The sequence below is a fragment of the Gemelliphila asaccharolytica genome (assembly GCF_001553005.1).
GTDB classification, from domain to species: domain Bacteria; phylum Bacillota; class Bacilli; order Staphylococcales; family Gemellaceae; genus Gemelliphila; species Gemelliphila asaccharolytica.
In genome coordinates this window covers 1,271-20,523 of sequence record NZ_KQ959903.1, presented here as the reverse complement: position 1 = coordinate 20,523, position 19,253 = coordinate 1,271, and the positions used below count along the sequence as shown (strand labels likewise).

At 31.9% G+C, this 19,253-nt stretch carries 36 protein-coding genes and 1 riboswitch; of the genes, 32 read left to right on the top strand and 4 right to left on the bottom strand.

The genetic code is table 11. From position 1 onward, the window contains the following. Positions 1 to 178 precede the first annotated feature (178 nt). A complete protein-coding gene (locus tag HMPREF1871_RS05165) occupies positions 179 to 577 on the top strand; it encodes a pyridoxamine 5'-phosphate oxidase family protein (protein WP_066130814.1) in 399 nt (132 codons plus the stop codon). Positions 578 to 742: 165 nt separating this feature from the next. Here the strand turns inward: HMPREF1871_RS05165 and HMPREF1871_RS05160 are convergent, their stop codons facing one another. From HMPREF1871_RS05160 to HMPREF1871_RS05145, 4 genes are read right to left on the bottom strand one after another with little or no spacing between them, the layout of a single operon-like run. Further along, positions 743 to 1,465, bottom strand: a complete 723-nt coding sequence (locus tag HMPREF1871_RS05160) for an ATP-binding cassette domain-containing protein (protein ID WP_066130811.1) — start codon at positions 1,463 to 1,465, stop codon at positions 743 to 745. After that, a complete protein-coding gene (locus tag HMPREF1871_RS05155; RefSeq protein ID WP_066130808.1) occupies positions 1,465 to 2,451 on the bottom strand; it encodes an ABC transporter substrate-binding protein in 987 nt (328 codons plus the stop codon). Before HMPREF1871_RS05155 ends, HMPREF1871_RS05160 begins: the two co-directional genes overlap by 1 nt. After that, entirely contained in the window at positions 2,448 to 3,218 is a 771-nt protein-coding gene (locus HMPREF1871_RS05150; protein ID WP_066130806.1) for an ABC transporter permease, read from the bottom strand. The genes HMPREF1871_RS05155 and HMPREF1871_RS05150 overlap by 4 nt, the downstream gene beginning before the upstream one ends. Continuing rightward, positions 3,193 to 3,471 (bottom strand): thiamine-binding protein, encoded by a 279-nt coding sequence (locus HMPREF1871_RS05145; RefSeq protein WP_066130804.1) that lies wholly within the window; start codon positions 3,469 to 3,471, stop codon positions 3,193 to 3,195. The genes HMPREF1871_RS05150 and HMPREF1871_RS05145 overlap by 26 nt, the downstream gene beginning before the upstream one ends. Positions 3,472 to 3,538: 67 nt before the next feature. Continuing rightward, positions 3,539 to 3,641, bottom strand: a riboswitch (TPP riboswitch). A 162-nt stretch (positions 3,642 to 3,803) separates the two neighbouring features. On the opposite strand from HMPREF1871_RS05145, the gene HMPREF1871_RS05140 reads away from it, so the two are divergent. From HMPREF1871_RS05140 to rplQ, 31 genes are all read left to right on the top strand, one after another. Continuing rightward, complete coding sequence (locus HMPREF1871_RS05140) at positions 3,804 to 4,331, top strand: NYN domain-containing protein (protein ID WP_066130802.1); 528 nt, start codon at positions 3,804 to 3,806, stop codon at positions 4,329 to 4,331. Positions 4,332 to 4,349: 18 nt separating this feature from the next. Beyond that, the gene (locus tag HMPREF1871_RS05135; protein WP_066130800.1) at positions 4,350 to 4,604 is read left to right on the top strand and encodes a GNAT family N-acetyltransferase; all 255 of its coding nucleotides are present in this window, start codon (positions 4,350 to 4,352) and stop codon (positions 4,602 to 4,604) included. Positions 4,605 to 5,016: 412 nt separating this feature from the next. Next, a complete protein-coding gene (gene rpsJ, locus HMPREF1871_RS05130; protein WP_066130817.1) occupies positions 5,017 to 5,325 on the top strand; it encodes a 30S ribosomal protein S10 in 309 nt (102 codons plus the stop codon). A 20-nt stretch (positions 5,326 to 5,345) separates the two neighbouring features. Then, positions 5,346 to 6,008 carry a 50S ribosomal protein L3 gene (gene rplC, locus HMPREF1871_RS05125; RefSeq protein WP_066130798.1) on the top strand — a complete coding sequence of 221 codons (663 nt, stop codon included), beginning with the start codon at positions 5,346 to 5,348 and terminating at the stop codon, positions 6,006 to 6,008. A 26-nt stretch (positions 6,009 to 6,034) separates the two neighbouring features. Beyond that, positions 6,035 to 6,658, top strand: a complete 624-nt coding sequence (rplD, locus tag HMPREF1871_RS05120; RefSeq protein WP_066130796.1) for a 50S ribosomal protein L4 — start codon at positions 6,035 to 6,037, stop codon at positions 6,656 to 6,658. After that, positions 6,658 to 6,939, top strand: a complete 282-nt coding sequence (gene rplW, locus HMPREF1871_RS05115; protein WP_066130794.1) for a 50S ribosomal protein L23 — start codon at positions 6,658 to 6,660, stop codon at positions 6,937 to 6,939. Before rplD ends, rplW begins: the two co-directional genes overlap by 1 nt. A gap of 29 nt (positions 6,940 to 6,968) precedes the next feature. Further along, positions 6,969 to 7,799: a 50S ribosomal protein L2 gene (rplB, locus tag HMPREF1871_RS05110; protein ID WP_066130791.1), complete on the top strand. Its 831-nt coding sequence runs from the start codon at positions 6,969 to 6,971 to the stop codon at positions 7,797 to 7,799. Between the two features lie 75 nt (positions 7,800 to 7,874). Next, positions 7,875 to 8,156: a 30S ribosomal protein S19 gene (rpsS, locus tag HMPREF1871_RS05105; protein ID WP_066130788.1), complete on the top strand. Its 282-nt coding sequence runs from the start codon at positions 7,875 to 7,877 to the stop codon at positions 8,154 to 8,156. 18 nt (positions 8,157 to 8,174) lie between these two features. After that, a complete protein-coding gene (gene rplV, locus HMPREF1871_RS05100) occupies positions 8,175 to 8,510 on the top strand; it encodes a 50S ribosomal protein L22 (RefSeq protein WP_066130786.1) in 336 nt (111 codons plus the stop codon). Between the two features lie 35 nt (positions 8,511 to 8,545). Next, positions 8,546 to 9,199, top strand: a complete 654-nt coding sequence (rpsC, locus tag HMPREF1871_RS05095; RefSeq protein ID WP_066130783.1) for a 30S ribosomal protein S3 — start codon at positions 8,546 to 8,548, stop codon at positions 9,197 to 9,199. Positions 9,200 to 9,201: 2 nt separating this feature from the next. Further along, positions 9,202 to 9,627: a 50S ribosomal protein L16 gene (gene rplP / locus HMPREF1871_RS05090; RefSeq protein ID WP_066130778.1), complete on the top strand. Its 426-nt coding sequence runs from the start codon at positions 9,202 to 9,204 to the stop codon at positions 9,625 to 9,627. Continuing rightward, positions 9,627 to 9,836 (top strand): 50S ribosomal protein L29, encoded by a 210-nt coding sequence (gene rpmC, locus HMPREF1871_RS05085; protein WP_066130775.1) that lies wholly within the window; start codon positions 9,627 to 9,629, stop codon positions 9,834 to 9,836. The genes rplP and rpmC overlap by 1 nt, the downstream gene beginning before the upstream one ends. A gap of 14 nt (positions 9,837 to 9,850) precedes the next feature. Then, a complete protein-coding gene (gene rpsQ, locus HMPREF1871_RS05080) occupies positions 9,851 to 10,114 on the top strand; it encodes a 30S ribosomal protein S17 (protein WP_066130772.1) in 264 nt (87 codons plus the stop codon). 39 nt (positions 10,115 to 10,153) lie between these two features. Next, a complete protein-coding gene (gene rplN / locus HMPREF1871_RS05075) occupies positions 10,154 to 10,522 on the top strand; it encodes a 50S ribosomal protein L14 (protein WP_066130769.1) in 369 nt (122 codons plus the stop codon). 40 nt (positions 10,523 to 10,562) lie between these two features. Further along, positions 10,563 to 10,868, top strand: a complete 306-nt coding sequence (gene rplX, locus HMPREF1871_RS05070) for a 50S ribosomal protein L24 (RefSeq protein ID WP_066130766.1) — start codon at positions 10,563 to 10,565, stop codon at positions 10,866 to 10,868. 25 nt (positions 10,869 to 10,893) lie between these two features. Beyond that, positions 10,894 to 11,433, top strand: coding sequence for a 50S ribosomal protein L5 (rplE, locus tag HMPREF1871_RS05065; RefSeq protein ID WP_066130763.1), 540 nt, complete (start codon positions 10,894 to 10,896; stop codon positions 11,431 to 11,433). Between the two features lie 18 nt (positions 11,434 to 11,451). Then, positions 11,452 to 11,721 carry a 30S ribosomal protein S14 gene (gene rpsN / locus HMPREF1871_RS05060; protein WP_066130760.1) on the top strand — a complete coding sequence of 90 codons (270 nt, stop codon included), beginning with the start codon at positions 11,452 to 11,454 and terminating at the stop codon, positions 11,719 to 11,721. A gap of 29 nt (positions 11,722 to 11,750) precedes the next feature. Then, complete coding sequence (gene rpsH, locus HMPREF1871_RS05055; RefSeq protein ID WP_066130757.1) at positions 11,751 to 12,146, top strand: 30S ribosomal protein S8; 396 nt, start codon at positions 11,751 to 11,753, stop codon at positions 12,144 to 12,146. 23 nt (positions 12,147 to 12,169) lie between these two features. Continuing rightward, a complete protein-coding gene (gene rplF, locus HMPREF1871_RS05050) occupies positions 12,170 to 12,706 on the top strand; it encodes a 50S ribosomal protein L6 (RefSeq protein WP_066130755.1) in 537 nt (178 codons plus the stop codon). Positions 12,707 to 12,732: 26 nt separating this feature from the next. Further along, the gene (gene rplR / locus HMPREF1871_RS05045) at positions 12,733 to 13,089 is read left to right on the top strand and encodes a 50S ribosomal protein L18 (RefSeq protein ID WP_066130753.1); all 357 of its coding nucleotides are present in this window, start codon (positions 12,733 to 12,735) and stop codon (positions 13,087 to 13,089) included. A gap of 19 nt (positions 13,090 to 13,108) precedes the next feature. After that, positions 13,109 to 13,606, top strand: coding sequence for a 30S ribosomal protein S5 (gene rpsE / locus HMPREF1871_RS05040; protein WP_066130750.1), 498 nt, complete (start codon positions 13,109 to 13,111; stop codon positions 13,604 to 13,606). A 15-nt stretch (positions 13,607 to 13,621) separates the two neighbouring features. After that, the gene (rpmD, locus tag HMPREF1871_RS05035) at positions 13,622 to 13,801 is read left to right on the top strand and encodes a 50S ribosomal protein L30 (protein WP_066130747.1); all 180 of its coding nucleotides are present in this window, start codon (positions 13,622 to 13,624) and stop codon (positions 13,799 to 13,801) included. A 16-nt stretch (positions 13,802 to 13,817) separates the two neighbouring features. Next, entirely contained in the window at positions 13,818 to 14,258 is a 441-nt protein-coding gene (gene rplO, locus HMPREF1871_RS05030) for a 50S ribosomal protein L15 (RefSeq protein ID WP_066130745.1), read from the top strand. Position 14,259: 1 nt separating this feature from the next. Beyond that, positions 14,260 to 15,558, top strand: coding sequence for a preprotein translocase subunit SecY (secY, locus tag HMPREF1871_RS05025; RefSeq protein WP_066130741.1), 1,299 nt, complete (start codon positions 14,260 to 14,262; stop codon positions 15,556 to 15,558). An 11-nt stretch (positions 15,559 to 15,569) separates the two neighbouring features. Further along, the gene (locus tag HMPREF1871_RS05020) at positions 15,570 to 16,220 is read left to right on the top strand and encodes an adenylate kinase (RefSeq protein ID WP_066130738.1); all 651 of its coding nucleotides are present in this window, start codon (positions 15,570 to 15,572) and stop codon (positions 16,218 to 16,220) included. Positions 16,221 to 16,232: 12 nt separating this feature from the next. After that, positions 16,233 to 16,448 (top strand): translation initiation factor IF-1, encoded by a 216-nt coding sequence (infA, locus tag HMPREF1871_RS05015; RefSeq protein WP_066130735.1) that lies wholly within the window; start codon positions 16,233 to 16,235, stop codon positions 16,446 to 16,448. Positions 16,449 to 16,475: 27 nt separating this feature from the next. Continuing rightward, complete coding sequence (gene rpmJ, locus HMPREF1871_RS05010; RefSeq protein WP_021753534.1) at positions 16,476 to 16,589, top strand: 50S ribosomal protein L36; 114 nt, start codon at positions 16,476 to 16,478, stop codon at positions 16,587 to 16,589. A gap of 17 nt (positions 16,590 to 16,606) precedes the next feature. Further along, positions 16,607 to 16,972: a 30S ribosomal protein S13 gene (gene rpsM, locus HMPREF1871_RS05005; protein WP_066130732.1), complete on the top strand. Its 366-nt coding sequence runs from the start codon at positions 16,607 to 16,609 to the stop codon at positions 16,970 to 16,972. Positions 16,973 to 16,996: 24 nt separating this feature from the next. Then, entirely contained in the window at positions 16,997 to 17,386 is a 390-nt protein-coding gene (gene rpsK, locus HMPREF1871_RS05000) for a 30S ribosomal protein S11 (protein ID WP_066130729.1), read from the top strand. 32 nt (positions 17,387 to 17,418) lie between these two features. Beyond that, positions 17,419 to 18,360, top strand: a complete 942-nt coding sequence (locus tag HMPREF1871_RS04995; protein ID WP_066130726.1) for a DNA-directed RNA polymerase subunit alpha — start codon at positions 17,419 to 17,421, stop codon at positions 18,358 to 18,360. 14 nt (positions 18,361 to 18,374) lie between these two features. Beyond that, positions 18,375 to 18,743 carry a 50S ribosomal protein L17 gene (gene rplQ / locus HMPREF1871_RS04990; protein WP_066130723.1) on the top strand — a complete coding sequence of 123 codons (369 nt, stop codon included), beginning with the start codon at positions 18,375 to 18,377 and terminating at the stop codon, positions 18,741 to 18,743. The last annotated feature ends 510 nt before the right edge of the window (positions 18,744 to 19,253 follow it).

Sequence of the window (19,253 nt, the reverse complement as noted above, 5' to 3'; positions counted from 1 at the left end):
ATTGAAGCAATGAAAATTGCTTCTTTTTTTGCATTATCATTAATAATGTAATTTCACACCGTTATTTAAGAAGAAATATCAAAGTCATTTAAAGCTAATAATTTGATTATAAAAATAAATAATATTATAATTACAAATGTAGAGATAATATATTTAAATGTAATAAGAGGTGAAAAAAATGATTAACTTAACAGAAGAAATGAAAGAAATAATAAAAAAACAATTAGCTATACTTGCTACAGTAGATGAGTTTGGCAATCCTAATATAGGACCAAAAAGAAGTATGCGTCTGTATGATGAAAAAAGTTTTATGTTTAATGAAAATACAGGAGGAAGTACTCAAAAAAATATAAAAAATAATGGAAAAATGGCAATTGCCTATATTGATAGAGAAAATCTAAAAGGATATAGATTTGTAGGAACAGCTAAATTATACACAGACGGTAAATATTTTGAGGATGCAGTTAAATGGGCAGAAAAAAACAATATGAAAGTACCAAAAGCTGCAGGAGTATTTACAATAGAAAAAATATTTACTCTTCATTCTGGAGCTCAAGCAGGGAAAGAAGTTAAATAATATAGAAGTTATAGACGTTTTTCAAAGATGTATTTTAGGTTTATTAAAATCTTAAAGTACATCTTTAAATTATGTCTTTTTTTATTAGTCTATTATGAATAGTGTAATAAAAAAGATATAGAAATATTAAAACAATGTATGTTAAATTAATATTTCTATATCTTATTATATTTCTAAGTAACTGAGAATTTCATTTTTATATTTAGTTTTTTGATATTCTATATTCTCTTTTTTGTTATAAGTAAGGTGAATTTCATTTGTAATTTCACCCGGTTTGTTTTTTAAAATATAAATTCTATTACTTAAATCTATAGCTTCATTGATATCGTGAGTGATAAGTAAGGTAGTTAAATCTAATTTTTGATGGATGTTTTTGTACCATTTATGAACATCTCTTTTTGTTAAAGCGTCTAATGCTGAAAATGCTTCGTCAAGTAAAAATAATTTTTCTTTGAACATATAGGTTCTAAGTAGAGCGATTCGTTGTCGCATTCCACCACTTAATTCTTTAGGATATTTGTCTTTGTATTCTAGTAGTGAAAATTCTTTTAGCATATCTTCTGCTTGTTTTTTTGCTTCTTTTTTCTTTACTCCTTTTATTATAAGAGGGAGCATAACATTTTTGATAATAGTTTTGTGGTCTAGGAGTAAGTCTTTTTGTAACATATAGCTTACTTTTCCTAGGAAATTTTCATTTCCATTTACTAAAATTGTTCCTTTTTGTATTTTTTCTATCCCTGCAATTATATTAAATAGTGTAGTTTTTCCAACTCCACTTGCACCTATTATGGAAACTATTTCTCCTTTATTCACATGAATATTTATATTTTCTAGTATTTTTTTGTCGTTATATTTGTAGCTAAGCTGTTTTATTTTTAGTGTTTTCATTATTTTAGGTAGTCATTAGAAAATCCTGCATTTTTTTCTAATGGATTTTTTGTTATTTTGTTTTCATTAATCCAGTTATAAAAATTATTCCAGCGTTCTGGGTCTATTTCTCCCCATTTGTTTTTATCTTTTGCATATTGTTTAGAAAGATATTTTTGTGATTCTATCACAAAGTCTTTTTTATCTTGTAGTTCTGGAGCATTTTTTATAAGTATTTCAGCAGCTTCTTCTGGATGATCTATTGCGTATATATAACCTTTTTTGATTGCTTTTATAATTTTTGTTGCTTCTTCTTTGTTGTTTTTCAAATATTCATTGTTTGCAATTATTATTGGTGAGTAATAATCTAATTCTTTTGCAAAATCTTTTAGATAGAAGAAGTTTGTGTCAATGTTCATATTTTTAGCCATTAATCCGTCCCAGCCATAGTATATCCATGCAGCGTCAAAGGCTTTATTTTCTATTGATACTATAGAGTTTGAATCATTGTTTGGTACTAGCTGTAATTTAGAAAAATCAGCTGATTGTTTTTCCATTATATTTTTTATCATAGCTAGTTCTATTGGATCGTTCCATGTTCCATATTTTTTTCCTTCAAGGTCTTTTGGCTGTGTTATTGCTTTGTCTTTGCTAGATATTATTCCAGAAGTATTGTGTTCAACTATTGCAGCTACTGCTGTTATTCCAGCACCTTTTGATAGTTTGTTTGCCATACTATCTTGGAAGTATATTGTGAAAGGTGCTTTGTTGTTTATTACAAGATCAGATGAACTGTCTTCTGGTGGTAATTTTATTTCAAGGTCAATTCCTGCTTCTTTGAAGTAGCCTTTTTCTTTAGCTACATAAATTCCTGTATGGTTAGTATTTGGTGTCCAGTCTAAGATGAAGTCTACTTTTTTTAAATCTTTCGACTCTTGTTTAGTTGAACATCCTGCTGTAAAAATTATGATTACAACAGCCATTAATGCATATAATATTTTCTTCATTTTTTTTCTCCTATGTATTTCCATTTTAAAACTTTTTTTTCGCTGATTTTTACTAATTTCATACTAGCTAAACTAATTACTGATATTAATATAATTATTGCAAACATAGTGTCATATTGAAATAATTTTTTGGTGCGTATCATGTACACTCCAAGCCCCTCAAATCCTCCTAACCATTCTGAAACAACTGCAGCAACAAAGGCATAAGAAACACTAACTCTAAGTCCGGCATAAAAGTAACTCAGAGCATTTGGTATTTTTATATGCCACATAATCTGCATTTTACTTGCACTCATGAGTTTTAGCAGACATATGGCATCTTTGTCTGCATTTTTAAAACCGTCTAATATACTTATTACTATAGGGAAGGTGGTAGTAAGCACAATTAGAACTATTTTAGGAGTCATATCATACCCAAGCCATAAAACTAAAATAGGAGCTATAGCTATAGTGGGGATAGTTTGAGTTATTATTAAAAGGGGATAAATAGCCTTATTTAAAATTTTAAAAGTATCCATAATTATAGCTAAAAAACAGGCTATTATAATTCCATAAATGAGTCCAATGATTGCTTCTATCATAGTAACTTTTGAATGAAACAAAAAACTATCAAAGTTTTGGATGAAAGCTTTGACTATTTCTATTGGAGTTGGAATTATGTATTTGGGAAGTAGATTTAAAAAACCTGCTATCTGCCATATTATGATAATAAGTAAAATGGTTATAAAGCTAATATGACTATTAATTAAACTTTTTAATTTTTTCATCAATTGTCATTATTCTCCCATAATTTATTTTAATATTTGCAAATATATTACTATGATCTTCTCCTGCAAGAGAAATGGCATTTTTTAAAGATTCCATTAAATAATCATATTCTCCTTCGATTACAGTTTCAAAGGGTGTAACTAATATGTTTTTATGCCTAGTAGAAAGATAAGAAATTACTTTATCAATAATCTCTATCCTACTATTTTCTCCTAAGGGTAAAATTTGTAAAGCTATGCTACAATTTAACAAAATAAAAAACCTCCTTAAATATAATTCACTTATATCAATTTTGGAAGCTCTGTTATAATCTAATTGGTTAATTTAATTTACACTTACCTACGCTAGCATTATCTAGATCAGGTTCGGTCGAAACTTTCAGTTTCCTCTCAGACTGTTTACAGACTCCCGTGCCATTATTGTAGCATAAAGAAAATTCACTAACAAGAAAAATGTTTTGTTTAAAGATGTTATGAGAATTTTTAAGAATAGTTTAAGATTATTAAGTTTGATTTTAAATAGAAAAAAACTAAAAATTTTGCTATAATTTAGTTAGATTATTAATATAGGAAGTAGGAAAAAATGTGAAAAAAAGATACTTAATAATAGATGGTTATAATTTATTATTTAAAATGAAAGAATATAACAAAATAAAAAGTTCTTCTTTTCCTACGGAAAGAGATACTTTAATAAGCATACTTAAAGAATATTCTAGTGGGAATAAATATATAGTTTATTGTGTATTTGACGCTTATAGAGCAAGTAGTAAAGAATATATAAAAGATGATGAAGGACTTTTTATAGTATACACAAAAACTGGTGAAAAGGCAGATTCCTGGATAGAAAGAAAAACAAAAGAGTTATACATTAATCATTTTATAGATGTAGTAGTAGTAAGTGATGACCATGCAGAGAGAGATACAGCACTCGGATATGGAGCGATACTTAGAGATTGCCATAGATTTATTAAAGATTTATATGAAAGAAAAACCAATATATCCAAATATGTAAAAACTCATAATGAAAAAAAAGTAAAAAAATCAAGCATTAGAATGAGTGATGAAACAAAAGAAAAATTAAGAAAATTTATGCTAAAAGGTGAAAAATTTTAAAATAAAGGAGAGAAGAAAATGGAATTTAAATTAAATGAAGACAAAGATATGCTTTATTATGGAGAGGAATTTGATCCAGAAGTTTACTTATTATTTCCAAAAAACGACGATAATACTCAAACAATAACTAAGGTTTATGTCGATGAAAAATATAGGGGCAAAGGAATTGCGTCAAAAATTATGAAAGAAGTTGTAGAATATGCTAAAAAAAATAACATAATTTTATCTTCAAGCTGTTCTTATGCGACAGCTTGGCTTGAAAAACATAAATAAAAAATGAGCTGAATATAATATTAAAACCACCTTGAAAAATAAAAAATTCAAGTTTTGTTTTTAGAAAAATATAAATTTAAAAATAATTAAGTTTATATTTTTTTACTATATAAAATGAATAATCATTTTTTAAGAAAATTTCAATCTATCTATATACTATCTATCTATATACTATATTTTAAATTTAAAATAAAAAGAAAAAATTTATTACAAAATGGTTAAAATGAGAAAAAAGTCTTGAAATATTTATTTTATATGTGTATAATTGTAATGTTAGTCTTAATAAAGACTTGCGTTGATACGGGAGGTTACTGACACGCTAGGCCGCTTTGCCATGGCAAAGCGTTGCTGGAGAACTTCCGAGGAGAAGTTACTGCTTGACAGTAGCGAATACATACAAGGAGGAGAAATGATGGCAAAACAAAAAATACGTATCCGACTAAAAGGATATGATCATAGATTAGTTGATCAAAGTGCAGAAAAAATTGTTGAAACTGCTAAACGTTCTGGTGCGAAAGTTTCAGGTCCAATACCACTTCCAACAGAAAAAGTTGTTTACACAATTTTACGTTCTGTTCACGTGTATAAAGATAGTCGTGAACAATTTGAACAACGTACACATAAACGTCTAATAGACATATTAGAACCAACACAAAAAACAGTTGACGCTTTAATTAGTTTAAACTTACCATCAGGTGTTGACATCGAATTAAAATTATAATAATCAGGAGGTGACTTTCGATGACTAAAGGTATCTTAGGTAGAAAAGTAGGTATGACTCAAATCTTCGCTGAGAATGGAGAATTAATCCCTGTTACTGTTGTAGAAGCAAAAGGGAATGTCGTACTACAAAAGAAAACAGAAGAAATAGATGGATACAATTCAATCCAATTAGGATTTGATGATAAACGTCCTTACGATAAAACTCGTAAAGATGCGTTAATTAAAGTAGCTAACAAACCTGAGCAAGGACATGCTGACAAAGCAAAAACTGCTCCAAAAAGATTCATCCGTGAAATCAAAGATGTTGAGTTAGCAAATTATGAAGTAGGTCAAGAAGTCCAAGTTGATATTTTTGCAACAGGTGACTTAGTTGACGTAACAGGAACAAGTAAAGGTAAAGGATTCCAAGGTGCAATCAAACGCCACGGACAAAGTCGCGGGCCAATGGCACACGGATCACGTTATCACCGTCGTCCTGGATCAATGGGTCCTGTAGCACCTAACCGTGTATTCAAAGGTAAAGCATTGCCAGGGCAAATGGGAGGAGTTACAGTAACTACTCAAAACCTTGAAATAGTAAGTGTTGATAAAGAAACAGGTGTTATTTTAATCAAAGGATGTATTCCTGGAAGTAAAAAAAGCTTTGTGAAAATTCAATCAGCAGTAAAATCTGGTAAATAGAAATATACGGAAGGAGGAATTAGCACATGACACAATTAGATTTATTTAAACAAGATGGTACTAAAGCAGGTGTAGTAGAAGCTAATGAAGGTGTTTTTGGAATAGAACCTAATCAACACGTATTATTCCAAGCAGTAACGTTGCAAAGAGCTTCACTTCGTCAAGGTACACACAGTACAAAAGGTCGCTCTGAAGTATCAGGGGGAGGACGTAAACCATGGCGTCAAAAAGGAACTGGTAGAGCTCGTCAAGGATCTATTCGTTCACCACAATGGCGTGGAGGTGGTACAGTCTTTGGACCAACACCACGTGAATATGGTTTTAAAATGCCTAGAAAAATGCGTCGTTTAGCAATACGTTCAGCGATATCATCAAAAGTAAAAGAAGGAAACGTATTTGCACTTGAAACTTTAGTATTTGATTCAATCAAAACAAAAAATTTCAAAGAAATGTTGAATAACTTAAACATAGATAAAAAAGTATTATTCGTAGTTTCTGAATTAAATGAAAATGCGATACTATCAGGAAGAAATATCCCTGGAGTAACATTTATAGAATCTACTGGATTAAATGTACTAGATGTATTAGGACATAATAAAGTAGTATTTACTAAAGATGCAGTAGAAAAAGTTGGGGAGGTACTAGCATAATGCAAGCACGAGATATTATCAAACGCCCAGTTTTAACAGAAAAATCATATTTATTAATGCAAGAAAATAAATATACTTTCTTAGTAGACACACGTGCACACAAAACACAAATAAAACAAGCTATCGAAGAAATTTTTTCAGTAGAAGTAGAAAAAGTGAACGTAATGAACTACAAACCAAAATTCCGCCGTGTAGGAAAACACGCTGGATATACTAACAAAAAACGTAAAGCAATCGTTAAATTAAAAGAAGGACAAACAATCGAAGGATTATTTGCCTAAAATAAAACCACTATGGAGGGAAATGACAAATGGCTATAAAAAAATATAAAGCTATAACTAATGGTCGTCGTAACATGACATCATTAGACTTTGCAGAAATAACTGCAACAAAACCAGAAAAGTCATTATTAGCGCCGCTACCGAAAAAAGCGGGGAGAAATAATCAAGGTAAAATAACAGTTCGTCACAATGGTGGAGGACATAAAAAACAATACCGTATTATAGACTTCAAAAGAAATAAAGACAATGTACCAGCAAAAGTTGCATCAGTGGAATATGATCCAAATCGTTCAGCAAATATAGCATTGCTACATTATGCAGACGGTGAAAAACGCTATATTATAGCTCCTAAAGGACTAGAAGTAGGAGGACAAGTAATATCAGGACAAGATGTAGACATCAAAGTTGGAAACACATTACCATTGTCAAAAATACCAGTAGGTACTTTAATTCACAATATAGAATTAAAACCAGGTAAAGGTGGACAATTAGTCCGTTCAGCCGGAGCAAGTGCACAAGTTCTTGGAAATGAAGGAAAATACATATTAGTGCGTTTAAAATCAGGTGAAGTAAGAATGATTTTAGCTACTTGTCGTGCAACTATCGGAGAAGTAGGAAACGAACAATACTCACTAGTAAACATAGGTAAAGCAGGTAGAACACGCTGGTTAGGTAAAAGACCTACAGTTCGTGGATCAGTAATGAACCCTAACGATCACCCACACGGTGGTGGTGAAGGACGTACATCAATCGGACGTAAATCTCCAATGTCACCTTGGGGTAAACCAACACTTGGGAAAAAAACACGTTCTACAAAAGCTCGTTCAAACAAATTTATTGTACGTGCTCGTAACAAATAGAAAAATAGCTGATTTTGGTGAGGAGCACAAGCTCTTTACCAAAACAAAGGCAACCATTCGAAAGGAGAAAAAAACATGGCTCGTAGCTTAAAAAAAGGACCATTCGCTGATCATCACTTACTTGCTAAAGTAGAAAAAGCAAGTGGTCAAGAAAAAAAACAAGTGATAAAAACATGGTCACGTCGTTCAACAATATTCCCAAGTTTCGTAGGGATGACATTTGCTGTATATGATGGAAGAAAACATGTTCCTGTATATGTAACAGAAGACATGGTAGGACACAAATTAGGAGAATTTGCACCTACTAGAACATATAGAGGACACGCAGCAGATGATAGAAAAACTAAAAGAAAATAAAAATAAGGAGGCACACTCATGGAGTCAAAAGCAATTGCTAAGACAGTCCGCATAGCACCTCGAAAAGTAAGATTAGTGTTAGACTTAGTACGCGGTAAAAAAGTGAAAGAAGCATTAGGAATTTTAGAATTCACACCTAGAGCAGCGTCACTTCCAGTAGCAAAAGTAATTAAATCAGCTACTGCAAATGCTGAACACAACTATGGAATGAATTCAAACGACTTAGTAGTATCACAAGCTTTTGCAAATGAAGGACCAACATTAAAAAGATTTCGTCCAAGAGCAAAAGGATCTGCAAGTTCAATAAACAAAAGAACAAGTCATATTACAATAGTAGTATCAGACAACAAATAAAATTTTAGTATATCTAAAACAAAGGAGGCAAAACTGTGGGTCAAAAAGTACATCCAATAGGATTACGTGTTGGAATAATTCGTGATTGGGATTCAAAATGGTATTCAGAAAAAGAATTCGCAACAAATCTACACGAAGATTTCAAAATACGAGAATTCATAACTAAAAAATTAAAAGATTCATCAGTTTCTAAAGTAGAAATTGATAGATTTGATAAAAAAGTAAACATCTCAGTTCACACTGCAAAACCAGGAATGGTAATAGGAAAAGGTGGAGCTGAAATCGACAAATTAAGATTAGAACTAAACAAACTAACAGGTAAAAGAGTACACATTAATGTTGTAGAAATCAAAAAAGCAGACATAGACGCAAAACTTGTAGCAGAAAACATAGCACGTCAACTAGAAGCACGTGTATCATTCCGTCGTGCTCAAAAACAAGCTATTCAAAGAACAATGAGAGCAGGAGCAAAAGGAATAAAAACACAAGTATCAGGACGTCTAGGTGGAGCTGACATGGCCAGAGCTGAAGGATATTCAGAAGGTTCAGTACCATTACATACTTTAAGAGCAGATATCGACTACGCTCACGAAGAAGCAGACACAACATACGGTAAACTTGGAGTTAAAGTTTGGATTAACCGTGGTGAAGTATTACCAGAAAAAAAATCTGAAAAAGGAGGTAACTAATTATGTTAATGCCTAAACGAGTAAAATATCGTCGTCAACATAGACAATCAACAAAAGGTAAAGCAAAATCAGGAACAAAAGTAAGTTTCGGAGAATACGGCTTACAAGCAACAACAGCCTCAAGAGTTACTTCTAGACAAATAGAATCAGCACGTATCGCAATGACACGTTTCATGAAACGTGGTGGTAAAGTATGGATAAAAATATTTCCACATATGCCATATACTAAAAAACCTTTAGAAGTTCGTATGGGATCTGGGAAAGGTTCAGTAGAAGGCTGGGTAGGAATAGTAAAACCAGGTAGAATTATGTTTGAAATAGCAGGTGTTAGCGAAGAAACAGCTAGAGAAGCCCTAAGACTAGCATCACATAAATTACCTGTTAAATGTAAATTTGTAAAACGTGAAGAAACAGGTGGTGAAGCATAATGAAAATAAAAGAATTCAAATCTATGATTAGAGAATTAACTTCACAAGAGTTAGAAACAAAAATAAAAGAACTTAAAGAAGAGCTTTTCAACTTACGCTTCCAATTGGCAACAGGTCAATTAGAAAATACAGCTCGTATTAGTCAAGTTAGAAAATCAATTGCTCGTATGAAAACTGTTATTCGCGAAAGAGAATTAGCGAATAAATAAAATAGGAGGTAACTATGACTGAAAGAAATTTTAGAAAAGTTTATGTAGGAAAAGTAGTTTCAACTAAAATGGACAAAACAATAACAGTATTAGTAGAAACTCACAAAAAACACCCAATATATGCTAAACGTGTGAAATACTCAAAAAAATTCAAAGCACATGATGAAAACAATGTAGCAAAAATTAATGATATAGTAAAAATAATGGAAACTCGTCCATTATCTGCAACAAAACACTTCCGTTTAGTAGAAGTAGTAGAAGAAGCAGTAATTATCTAATAAGTAAATAACATACTGTAAAAAGGAGGCAAAAAGCGCATGATTCAACAAGAAACACGCTTAAAAGTAGCTGATAACTCAGGAGCAAAAGAAGTGTTAGCAATCAAAGTTCTTGGTGGTTCAGGAAGAAAAATCGCTAATATAGGTGATGTAATTGTATGTTCTGTTAAGAAAGCAACACCAGGTGGAGTTGTTAAAAAAGGTGATGTAGTAAAAGCAGTAATAGTACGTACAAAAACAGGAGCACGCCGTAATGACGGATCATATATAAAATTTGATGAAAATGCTTGTGTAATTATCCGTGATGATAAGAGTCCACGTGGTACACGTATTTTTGGACCAGTTGCTAGAGAACTAAGAGAAGGCAACTATATGAAAATTGTATCACTAGCTCCAGAAGTATTATAATCACTTAACAAAGTAAAAATAAGAAGGAGGTTAACAAGACATGTTCATTAAAAAAGGTGACAAGGTAGTAGTAATTACTGGGAAAGACAAAGGAAAAGTTGGAATAGTAAAAAAAGCTTTACCTAAAAAAGACCAAGTAGTTGTAGAAGGTGTAAACATAGTTAAAAAACATACAAAATCATCTCAAGACGCTCCACAAGGGGGAAGAATTGAATTTGAAGCACCAATACATGTATCAAACGTAATGTTACAAGATCCTGAAACAAAAAAACCAACAAGAGTAGGTTTTGAAATAAAAGACGGAAAAAAAGTTCGTATATCTAAAAAATCAGGAAAACAAATATAAGAAAAAGAAAGGAGGCACTTATTAGATGGCTCGTTTAGAAGATAGATATAAAAATGAGATAACAAAAGAATTAATGACAAAATTTGGTTACACAAGTGTAATGCAAGTACCAAAAATAGAAAAAATAGTAGTAAACATGGGAGTAGGAGATGCAGTACAAAACTCTAAAAATTTAGACAATGCTGTAGCGGAACTAACATTAATAACTGGACAAAAACCAGTAATAACAAAAGCTAAAAAATCAATAGCATCATATCGTTTAAGAGAAGGTATGGCTATTGGAACAAAAGTTACTTTACGTGGAGAAAGAATGTATGAATTTCTTGACAAACTAATAACTGTAGCATTGCCTCGTGTAAGAGACTTCCATGGAGTTTCAAAAAAAGCATTTGATGGACGTGGAAACTACACATTAGGAGTAAAAGAACAACTTATATTCCCAGAAATAGATTATGATAAAGTAAACAAAGTTCGTGGTATGGACATAGTAATAGTAACAACATCAAAAACAGACGAAGAAGCACGTCAGTTACTAACACTTTGTGGAATGCCTTTTGCAAAATAAAAATAGAGAGGTAGTACAATGGCTAAAAAATCAATGGTAGAGCGTGAACTAAAACGCCAAAGATTGGTTGCGAAATATGCAGCTAAAAGAGAAGAATTAAAAGCTAAAGGTGATTACATCGGATTAAGCAAACTTCCAAAAAATTCAGCACCAGCAAGAATGAGAAATCGTTGCAGTATAACTGGTCGTCCACACGGATACATTGGGAAATTCGGAATTAGTCGTATAAAATTCCGTGAGTTAGCTTATAAAGGACAAATACCTGGAGTTAAAAAATCAAGTTGGTAATATAAAAAAAGAAAGGAGGATTTATCCTAATGACAATGACAGATCCTATCGCAGATTTACTTACTCGTATTCGTAATGCAAACACAGCAAGACACGAATCACTAGAAGTACCAGCATCAAACATAAAGAAAGAAATAGTAGAAATCCTAAAATCAGAAGGATTCATTAAAGATGTAGAATATATAGAAGATAACAAACAAGGAATAATCAAAATCTTCCTTAAATACTCAAAAGGAGAAAGAGTAATTAAAGGAATAAAAAGAATATCAAAACCTGGATTACGTGTATATGCAAAAGCAAATGAGCTTCCAAAAGTATTAAACGGACTAGGTATAGCAATAGTATCAACTTCAAACGGAGTAGTAACAGATAAAATTGCTCGTAAAAACAACACAGGTGGAGAAGTATTAGCTTACATCTGGTAATAAAAAAAGGAGGAGCCAATTAAATGTCTCGTATAGGTAATAAAGTTATTACAATACCAAAAGGCGTAGAAGTAAAAATTGACAACAATTTTGCTACAGTAAAAGGGCCAAAAGGTGAATTAAAACAACAATTTAGCGACGAATTAACATTTAGTGTTGAAGGAAACGAAGTTAAAGTAGTACGCCCAAGCGACTCAAAAAAACACAAAACAATCCATGGGACAGCTCGTGCATTACTAGCAAACATGGTAACAGGTGTATCAGAAGGATTTAAAAAAGAGTTAGAACTTGTAGGGGTAGGGTACCGTGCACAAATGCAAGGGAAAAAATTAGTACTAAGCGTAGGATACTCTCATCCAGTAGAATTTACTGAAATAGAAGGAATCAAATTAAGCGTAGAAGCAAACACTAAAGTAAAAATCGAAGGAATAGATAAAGAATTAGTAGGACAATACGCAGCAAAAGTTAGAGCAGTACGTCCACCAGAACCATATAAAGGAAAAGGAATCCGATACGCAGGTGAATATATCCGCCGTAAAGAAGGAAAAACTGGTAAATAATAGACAATAGAAAGGAGTGTTAAAGTATGATTACGAAACTTGATAAAAATAAAGTTCGTAAAAAAAGACACGCAAGAGTACGTGTAAAAGTTCAAGGAACTAGCGAAGTACCACGTTTGAATGTATATCGTTCAAACACAAACATTTATGCACAATTAATAGACGATGTAAAAGGAGTAACACTAGCCCAAGCATCATCATTAAAACTAGCAGAAGTATCTAAATCAAGCATATCAGCAGCAACAGAAGTAGGAAAACTAATAGCTGAAGCTGGAAAAGAAAAAAATATAACAAAAGTCGTTTTTGACCGTGGAGGATATGTATACCATGGACGTGTTAAAGCACTAGCAGAAGCAGCACGTGAAAACGGACTAGAATTCTAATAGGAGGGAAATAGACAAGATGCGTCACGAAGAAGTAAAAAAAGAATTTGAAGAACGTGTAGTTGCCATTCGTCGTGTAGCTAAGGTAGTAAAAGGTGGACGACGTTTCCGTTTCTCTGCTTTAGTAGTAGTAGGTGATAAAAACGGACGTGTAGGATTTGGAACAGGTAAAGCACAAGAAGTACCAGATGCTATAAAAAAAGCAGTTGAAGCAGCAAAACATAACTTAATAAACGTACCAATAGTGGATGGAACAACACCACATGAAGTAACAGGTAAATATGGTGCAGGTTCAGTACTAATAAAACCAGCATCACCAGGTACAGGAGTAATCGCAGGAGGACCTGTTCGTGCTGTATTAGAATTAGCAGGTATCTCAAACATTCTTTCTAAATCATTAGGATCAAACACACCTGTAAACATGGTTCGTGCAACAGTAGAAGGTTTAACAAGATTACAAACAGTAGAACATGTAGCAAGCCTACGTGGAAAAACAGTAGAAGAATTATTAGGATAAGAGGAGGGAAAGAAAATGACATTAAAAATAACCCTAACTCGTAGTATAATAGGACGTCCAGAAAAACAAAGAAAAGTAGTTCAAGCTTTGGGACTAAAAAAAATGCACCAAACAGTTGAGCATAAAGATAATGCTGCAATTAGAGGGATGATAAACAAAATATCACACTTAGTAACAGTGGAAGAAAGCAAATAAGGAGGTGCTAGACTAGATGAAATTACATGAATTACAACCAGTATTAGGTTCACGAAAAGAAAAAAATAGAGTAGGCCGTGGTATTGGATCAGGAAACGGTAAAACAAGTGGTCGAGGTCAAAAAGGACAAAAAGCACGTAGTGGTGGTGGAGTAAGACCAGGCTTTGAAGGTGGACAAAACCCACTATTTAGACGTATTCCAAAACGAGGATTTAACAATATAAATAGAAAAGAATACGCACTGGTTAATCTATCAGACTTAAACAAATTTGAAGATGGTCAAACAGTTACTCCAACAGATTTAATAGAATCTAAAATAATAAAAAAAGAACTTTCTGGAGTAAAAGTACTAGCTAATGGAAAATTAGAAAGAAAACTAACAGTGAAAGTTCACAAGTTTTCATCTTCAGCAAAAGAAGCTATAGAAGCAGCTGGAGGAATTTGCGAGGTGCTATAATATGTTAAAAGCATTTGCAAATCTATTTGAAGTAAAAGAAACAAGAAATAAAATACTATTTACTTTTTTTGTAATCCTACTATTTAGAATAGGATCATACTTGCCAGTACCAGGAGTAAATGCTTCTGCATTAAAAGCAGAAGACTCAGGACTATTTAGTATATTTAACACATTTGCAGGAGGAGCATTACAGCACTTCTCAGTATTTGCAATGGGGATAATGCCCTACATCACAGCATCCATAGTAATACAACTAATGCAAATGGACGTAATACCAACCCTAACAGAATGGTCAAAACAAGGAGAAGTAGGACACAAAAAAACTCAAAAATTAACAAGAATATTAGCAATAATATTAGCCTTTATTCAGTCATTAGTAATGTCATATGGATTTAATAATGCATATAAAGGATTAGTAAAAAACCCATCAATAACAGGGTTTATCACAATAGCAGTGGTACTAACAGCAGGAACTGCATTATTACTATGGCTAGGTGATTTAGTAAGTCAGTATGGAGTAGGGAACGGAGTATCAATAATAATCTTAGCAGGGATTATAGCAAGACTGCCACAAGGATTTATACAAGTATACGAAGGAAAAATAAAAGATGCTGAAAACTTAACAATAGCAATAATAAAAGTGCTAATAGTAGTAATTATTGTAATAGCAATAATTATGAGCGTTGTTTACGTACAAGAAGCATTAAGAAAAATACCAATTCAATACTCACAAGCAAGATCAGGAAGAAAAATGTTAGGAGCAAGATCAACATTCTTACCATTAAAAGTAAATGGAGCTGGAGTAATACCAGTAATCTTCGCTGTAGCATTTTTACAATTACCAAGAACTATAACAATATTTTGGCATAGTGAAAAAGTAAAACAAATAGCAAGCTATTTTGACCTAACACACTGGTTAGGAATAACACTATATATAGCTTTAATTATCGCATTTACATATTTTTATGTAATGGTTCAAGTAAACCCAGAAAAAATGTCAGATAATCTTAGAAAACAAGGAAGTTTCGTACCAGGAATAAGACCAGGAAAAGAAACAGAAAAATATATAACAAAAGTATTATACAGACTAACATTTGTAGGATCAATTTTCTTAGCAATAATAGCAATCCTTCCAACAGTGTTCGCCACACTAGCAAAATTACCAACGTCAGTTCAAATAGGAGGAACAAGTTTACTAATTGTTGTCAGTGTAGCATTAGAAACAGTTAAACAATTAAACACTCAACTAACAGAACGACATTATACTGGATTTATGCAAAAAAAATCTAGAATAAGATAAGGGGTATATTTATGAACATATTAATAATGGGGCTGCCAGGAGCAGGAAAAGGAACACAAGCAGAACAAATAAAAAAAGAATACAATTTGCCACATATATCTACAGGAGATATGTTTAGAGCAGCAATAAAAGCAAAAACACCTTTAGGTATAAAAGCAAAAAGTTATATAGACAAAGGCCAATTAGTTCCAGACACTGTAACAATTGGACTAGTTGAGGAAAGATTAAATCAAGAAGACGCAAAAGGTGGCTTTCTATTAGATGGATTTCCAAGAACAGTAGAACAAGCAAAAGCTCTTGATGAAATTTTGGCAAAAACAAATAGAAAAATAGAAAAAGTATTAAATATCGATGTAAAACCAGAAATATTATTACCACGACTAACAGGAAGAAGAATCTGTAAAGGATGTGGAAATACTTATCATTTAATATTTAACAAACCTAAAACAGAAGGAAAATGTAATAATTGCCAATCAGAATTGTATCAAAGAAGTGATGACAATGAAAAAACTGTCGCAAATAGATTAGAAGTAAACATCAAACAAACAAAACCGTTATTAGACTTTTACTATAAAAAAAATATAGTAGCAGATGTAGACGGAGATAGAGACATAAAAGAAGTATTTTCAGATATCAAAAAAATATTAGATACATTAAGATAATCAGGAGGTAATATGGCAAAAGACGTCATTGAAGTAGAAGGCTTAGTAGTAGAAAACTTGCCTAACGCAATGTTTAAAGTAGAATTAGAAAATGGTCATGTTATTTTAGCACATGTTTCAGGTAAAATCAGAATGAACTATATAAGAATTTTACCAGGAGACAAAGTAACAGTTGAAATGAGTCCGTATGACCTAACTAAAGGTAGAATAACTTATAGATTTAAATAAGTTATAATCTCAAGGAGGAATATAACGATGAAAGTAAGACCATCAGTAAAAAAAATCTGTGACAAATGTAAAATAATTCGTCGTGGTGGTAAAGTATTAGTGATTTGCGAAAACGCAAAACATAAACAAAAACAAGGATAATAGGAGGTGCAAACTTAATGGCACGTATCGCAGGTGTTGATATACCTCGTGAAAAACGAGTTGTAATATCATTAACATATGTATATGGTATAGGATTAAAAACTTCTCAAAAAATATTAAAAGATGCAAAAGTATCAGAAGATGCAAGAGTAAAAGACTTATCAGGAGAAGAATTAGATAGAATTCGTGAAATGGTAGACAAATACAAAACAGAAGGAGACTTACGTCGTGAAGTATCATTAAATATAAAACGACTAATGGAAATCGGATGTTTTAGAGGAATTCGTCACCGTAAAGGTCTTCCAGTTCGAGGGCAAAATACAAAAAATAATGCCAGAACAAGAAAAGGTCCTAAAAAAACAGTAGCTAACAAGAAAAAATAATTAGAATAGGAGGAGAAAAACACTATGGCTCGTAAACAACAAACACGTAAACGTCGTGTGAAAAAAAATATACAAAACGGTGTAGCACATATCCGTTCAACATTTAATAACTCAATAGTAACAATAACTGATGAGCATGGTAATGCAGTAGCATGGTCAAGTGCAGGAGCATTAGGATTTAAAGGATCAAGAAAATCAACTCCATTCGCAGCTCAAATGGCAAGTGAAGCTGCAGCAAAATCAGCTATGGAACACGGAATGAAATATGTAGATGTAACAGTAAAAGGTCCAGGAGCAGGGAGAGAATCAGCAATAAGAGCACTTCAATCAGCAGGATTAGAAGTAACATCAATCAAAGATGTAACTCCAGTCCCTCACAATGGATGCCGCCCACCTAAACGTCGTCGTGTATAGAAAACATAGACAAAAAAAGGAGGGTTAACATAATGTTAGCAATAGAAAAACCAAAAATAAGCATTGTAGAACTATCTGATGATGGATCATTTGGACGCTTTGTAGTTGAACCATTAGAAAGAGGATATGGAATAACACTAGGAAACTCATTAAGAAGAATGTTATTATCTTCTCTACCAGGAGCAGCAGGAAGAAGTATAAACATAACAGGCGTACAACATGAATTTTCTAGTATAAAAGGTGTAGTAGAAGATGTAACAGAAATAATAATGAATATAAAAAACATAGCATTCAAACTACACTCAGAAGAAGAAAAAGTATTATCAATTCATGTAAAAGGACCTAAAACAGTAACAGCAGCAGACATAATTGCAGATTCAGATGTAGAAATCTTCAATAATGATCAGCACATAGCCACTATTTCAGAAGGTGGAGAGTTGGAAATGCAAATATACGTAGGAAAAGGAAGAGGATTTGTCCCAGCAGACAAAAACAAAAGACCTGATCTACCTATAGGAGTAATAGCAATAGACTCTATATATACACCAGTAGAAAAAGTAAACTATACAGTAGAAAAAACAAGAGTAGGTCAAAGCAGTGATTTTGATAAACTAACAATCGATATAAAAACTAATGGAACAATAAAAGCATCTGATGCATTAGCATTAGCATCTAAAATATTAATATCACACTTGAATTTATTTATGGAAATGTCTGAAGAAGCAATCAAAACAGACATACTTATAGCCAAAGAAGAAGATAAAACAAGTGAAATGTTAGAAATGTCAATAGAAGAACTAGACTTATCAGTACGAAGCTATAACTGTCTAAAAAGAGCAGGAATAAACACTGTTCAAGAATTAGCAAATAAAAGCGAACAAGAAATGATAAAAGTTAGAAACTTAGGAAGAAAATCACTAGAAGAAGTACAAAAAAAATTAGAAGATTTAAAATTAGGATTTAAATCAGAATAAAAGGAGGCAAACTAATGGGTTACAGAAAATTAGGACGTACAGCATCACATAGAAAAGCAATGCTAAGAAATTTAGTAACAGCTCTAATGGTTCATGGAAGAATAGAAACTACAGTAACAAGAGCAAAAGAAGTTCGTTCTATAGCAGAAAAAATGATAACATTAGGTAAAAAAGGTGACCTAACAGCAAGAAGAACTGCAGCAAAATACATTCAACCTGTAGCAGTAGAAACAGCTGAAGGAAAAACTCAATTAGCACTTAAAAAATTATTTGAAGAAGTAGCACCTAAATATCAAGACCGTAACGGAGGATACACAAGAATTTTACGTGTAGGACCTCGTCACGGAGATGCAGCAGAAACAGCAATTATAGAATTAGTTTAATAAAAAAAACCATAACAAACTACATACACAAAAAACAATAAGCATACAACACTTATTAAACTAACAAATAGGTCAAAAGAGTGCTTGAAATGCGTAATGACAAAATTACGACGTCTAGCTCTACAAGTACCTTAGTTTAAAGAGAACTAAGGTACACTTTTGTCCCAAAATTTCTAATTATACTTTAAAAGATTACGGCAGTAGTCTTTTTTATTTTTGCCAAATTACGCTAACTCTTATTTTTAAGCCTAATTTTAAAAAATAATAGTGAAATTTTTATTTGTCATGTAAAAAATATGAAATTTCACCTAAAATTTCTATAAAAAGATTTTTTCTCTTACTGCTGACAAAAAGTTACTATTTTTTAAAAAATTTCCCTTTAGTATTATCAAAGAGAGAGAAAAAAACATATTGCTTTACGTTTACAAAAGTGATACAATGTTAATGATAGTAATTATCATTAAAAAAATAAAAATAGGAGGAATTATATGAAAAAAAATAAATTATTAA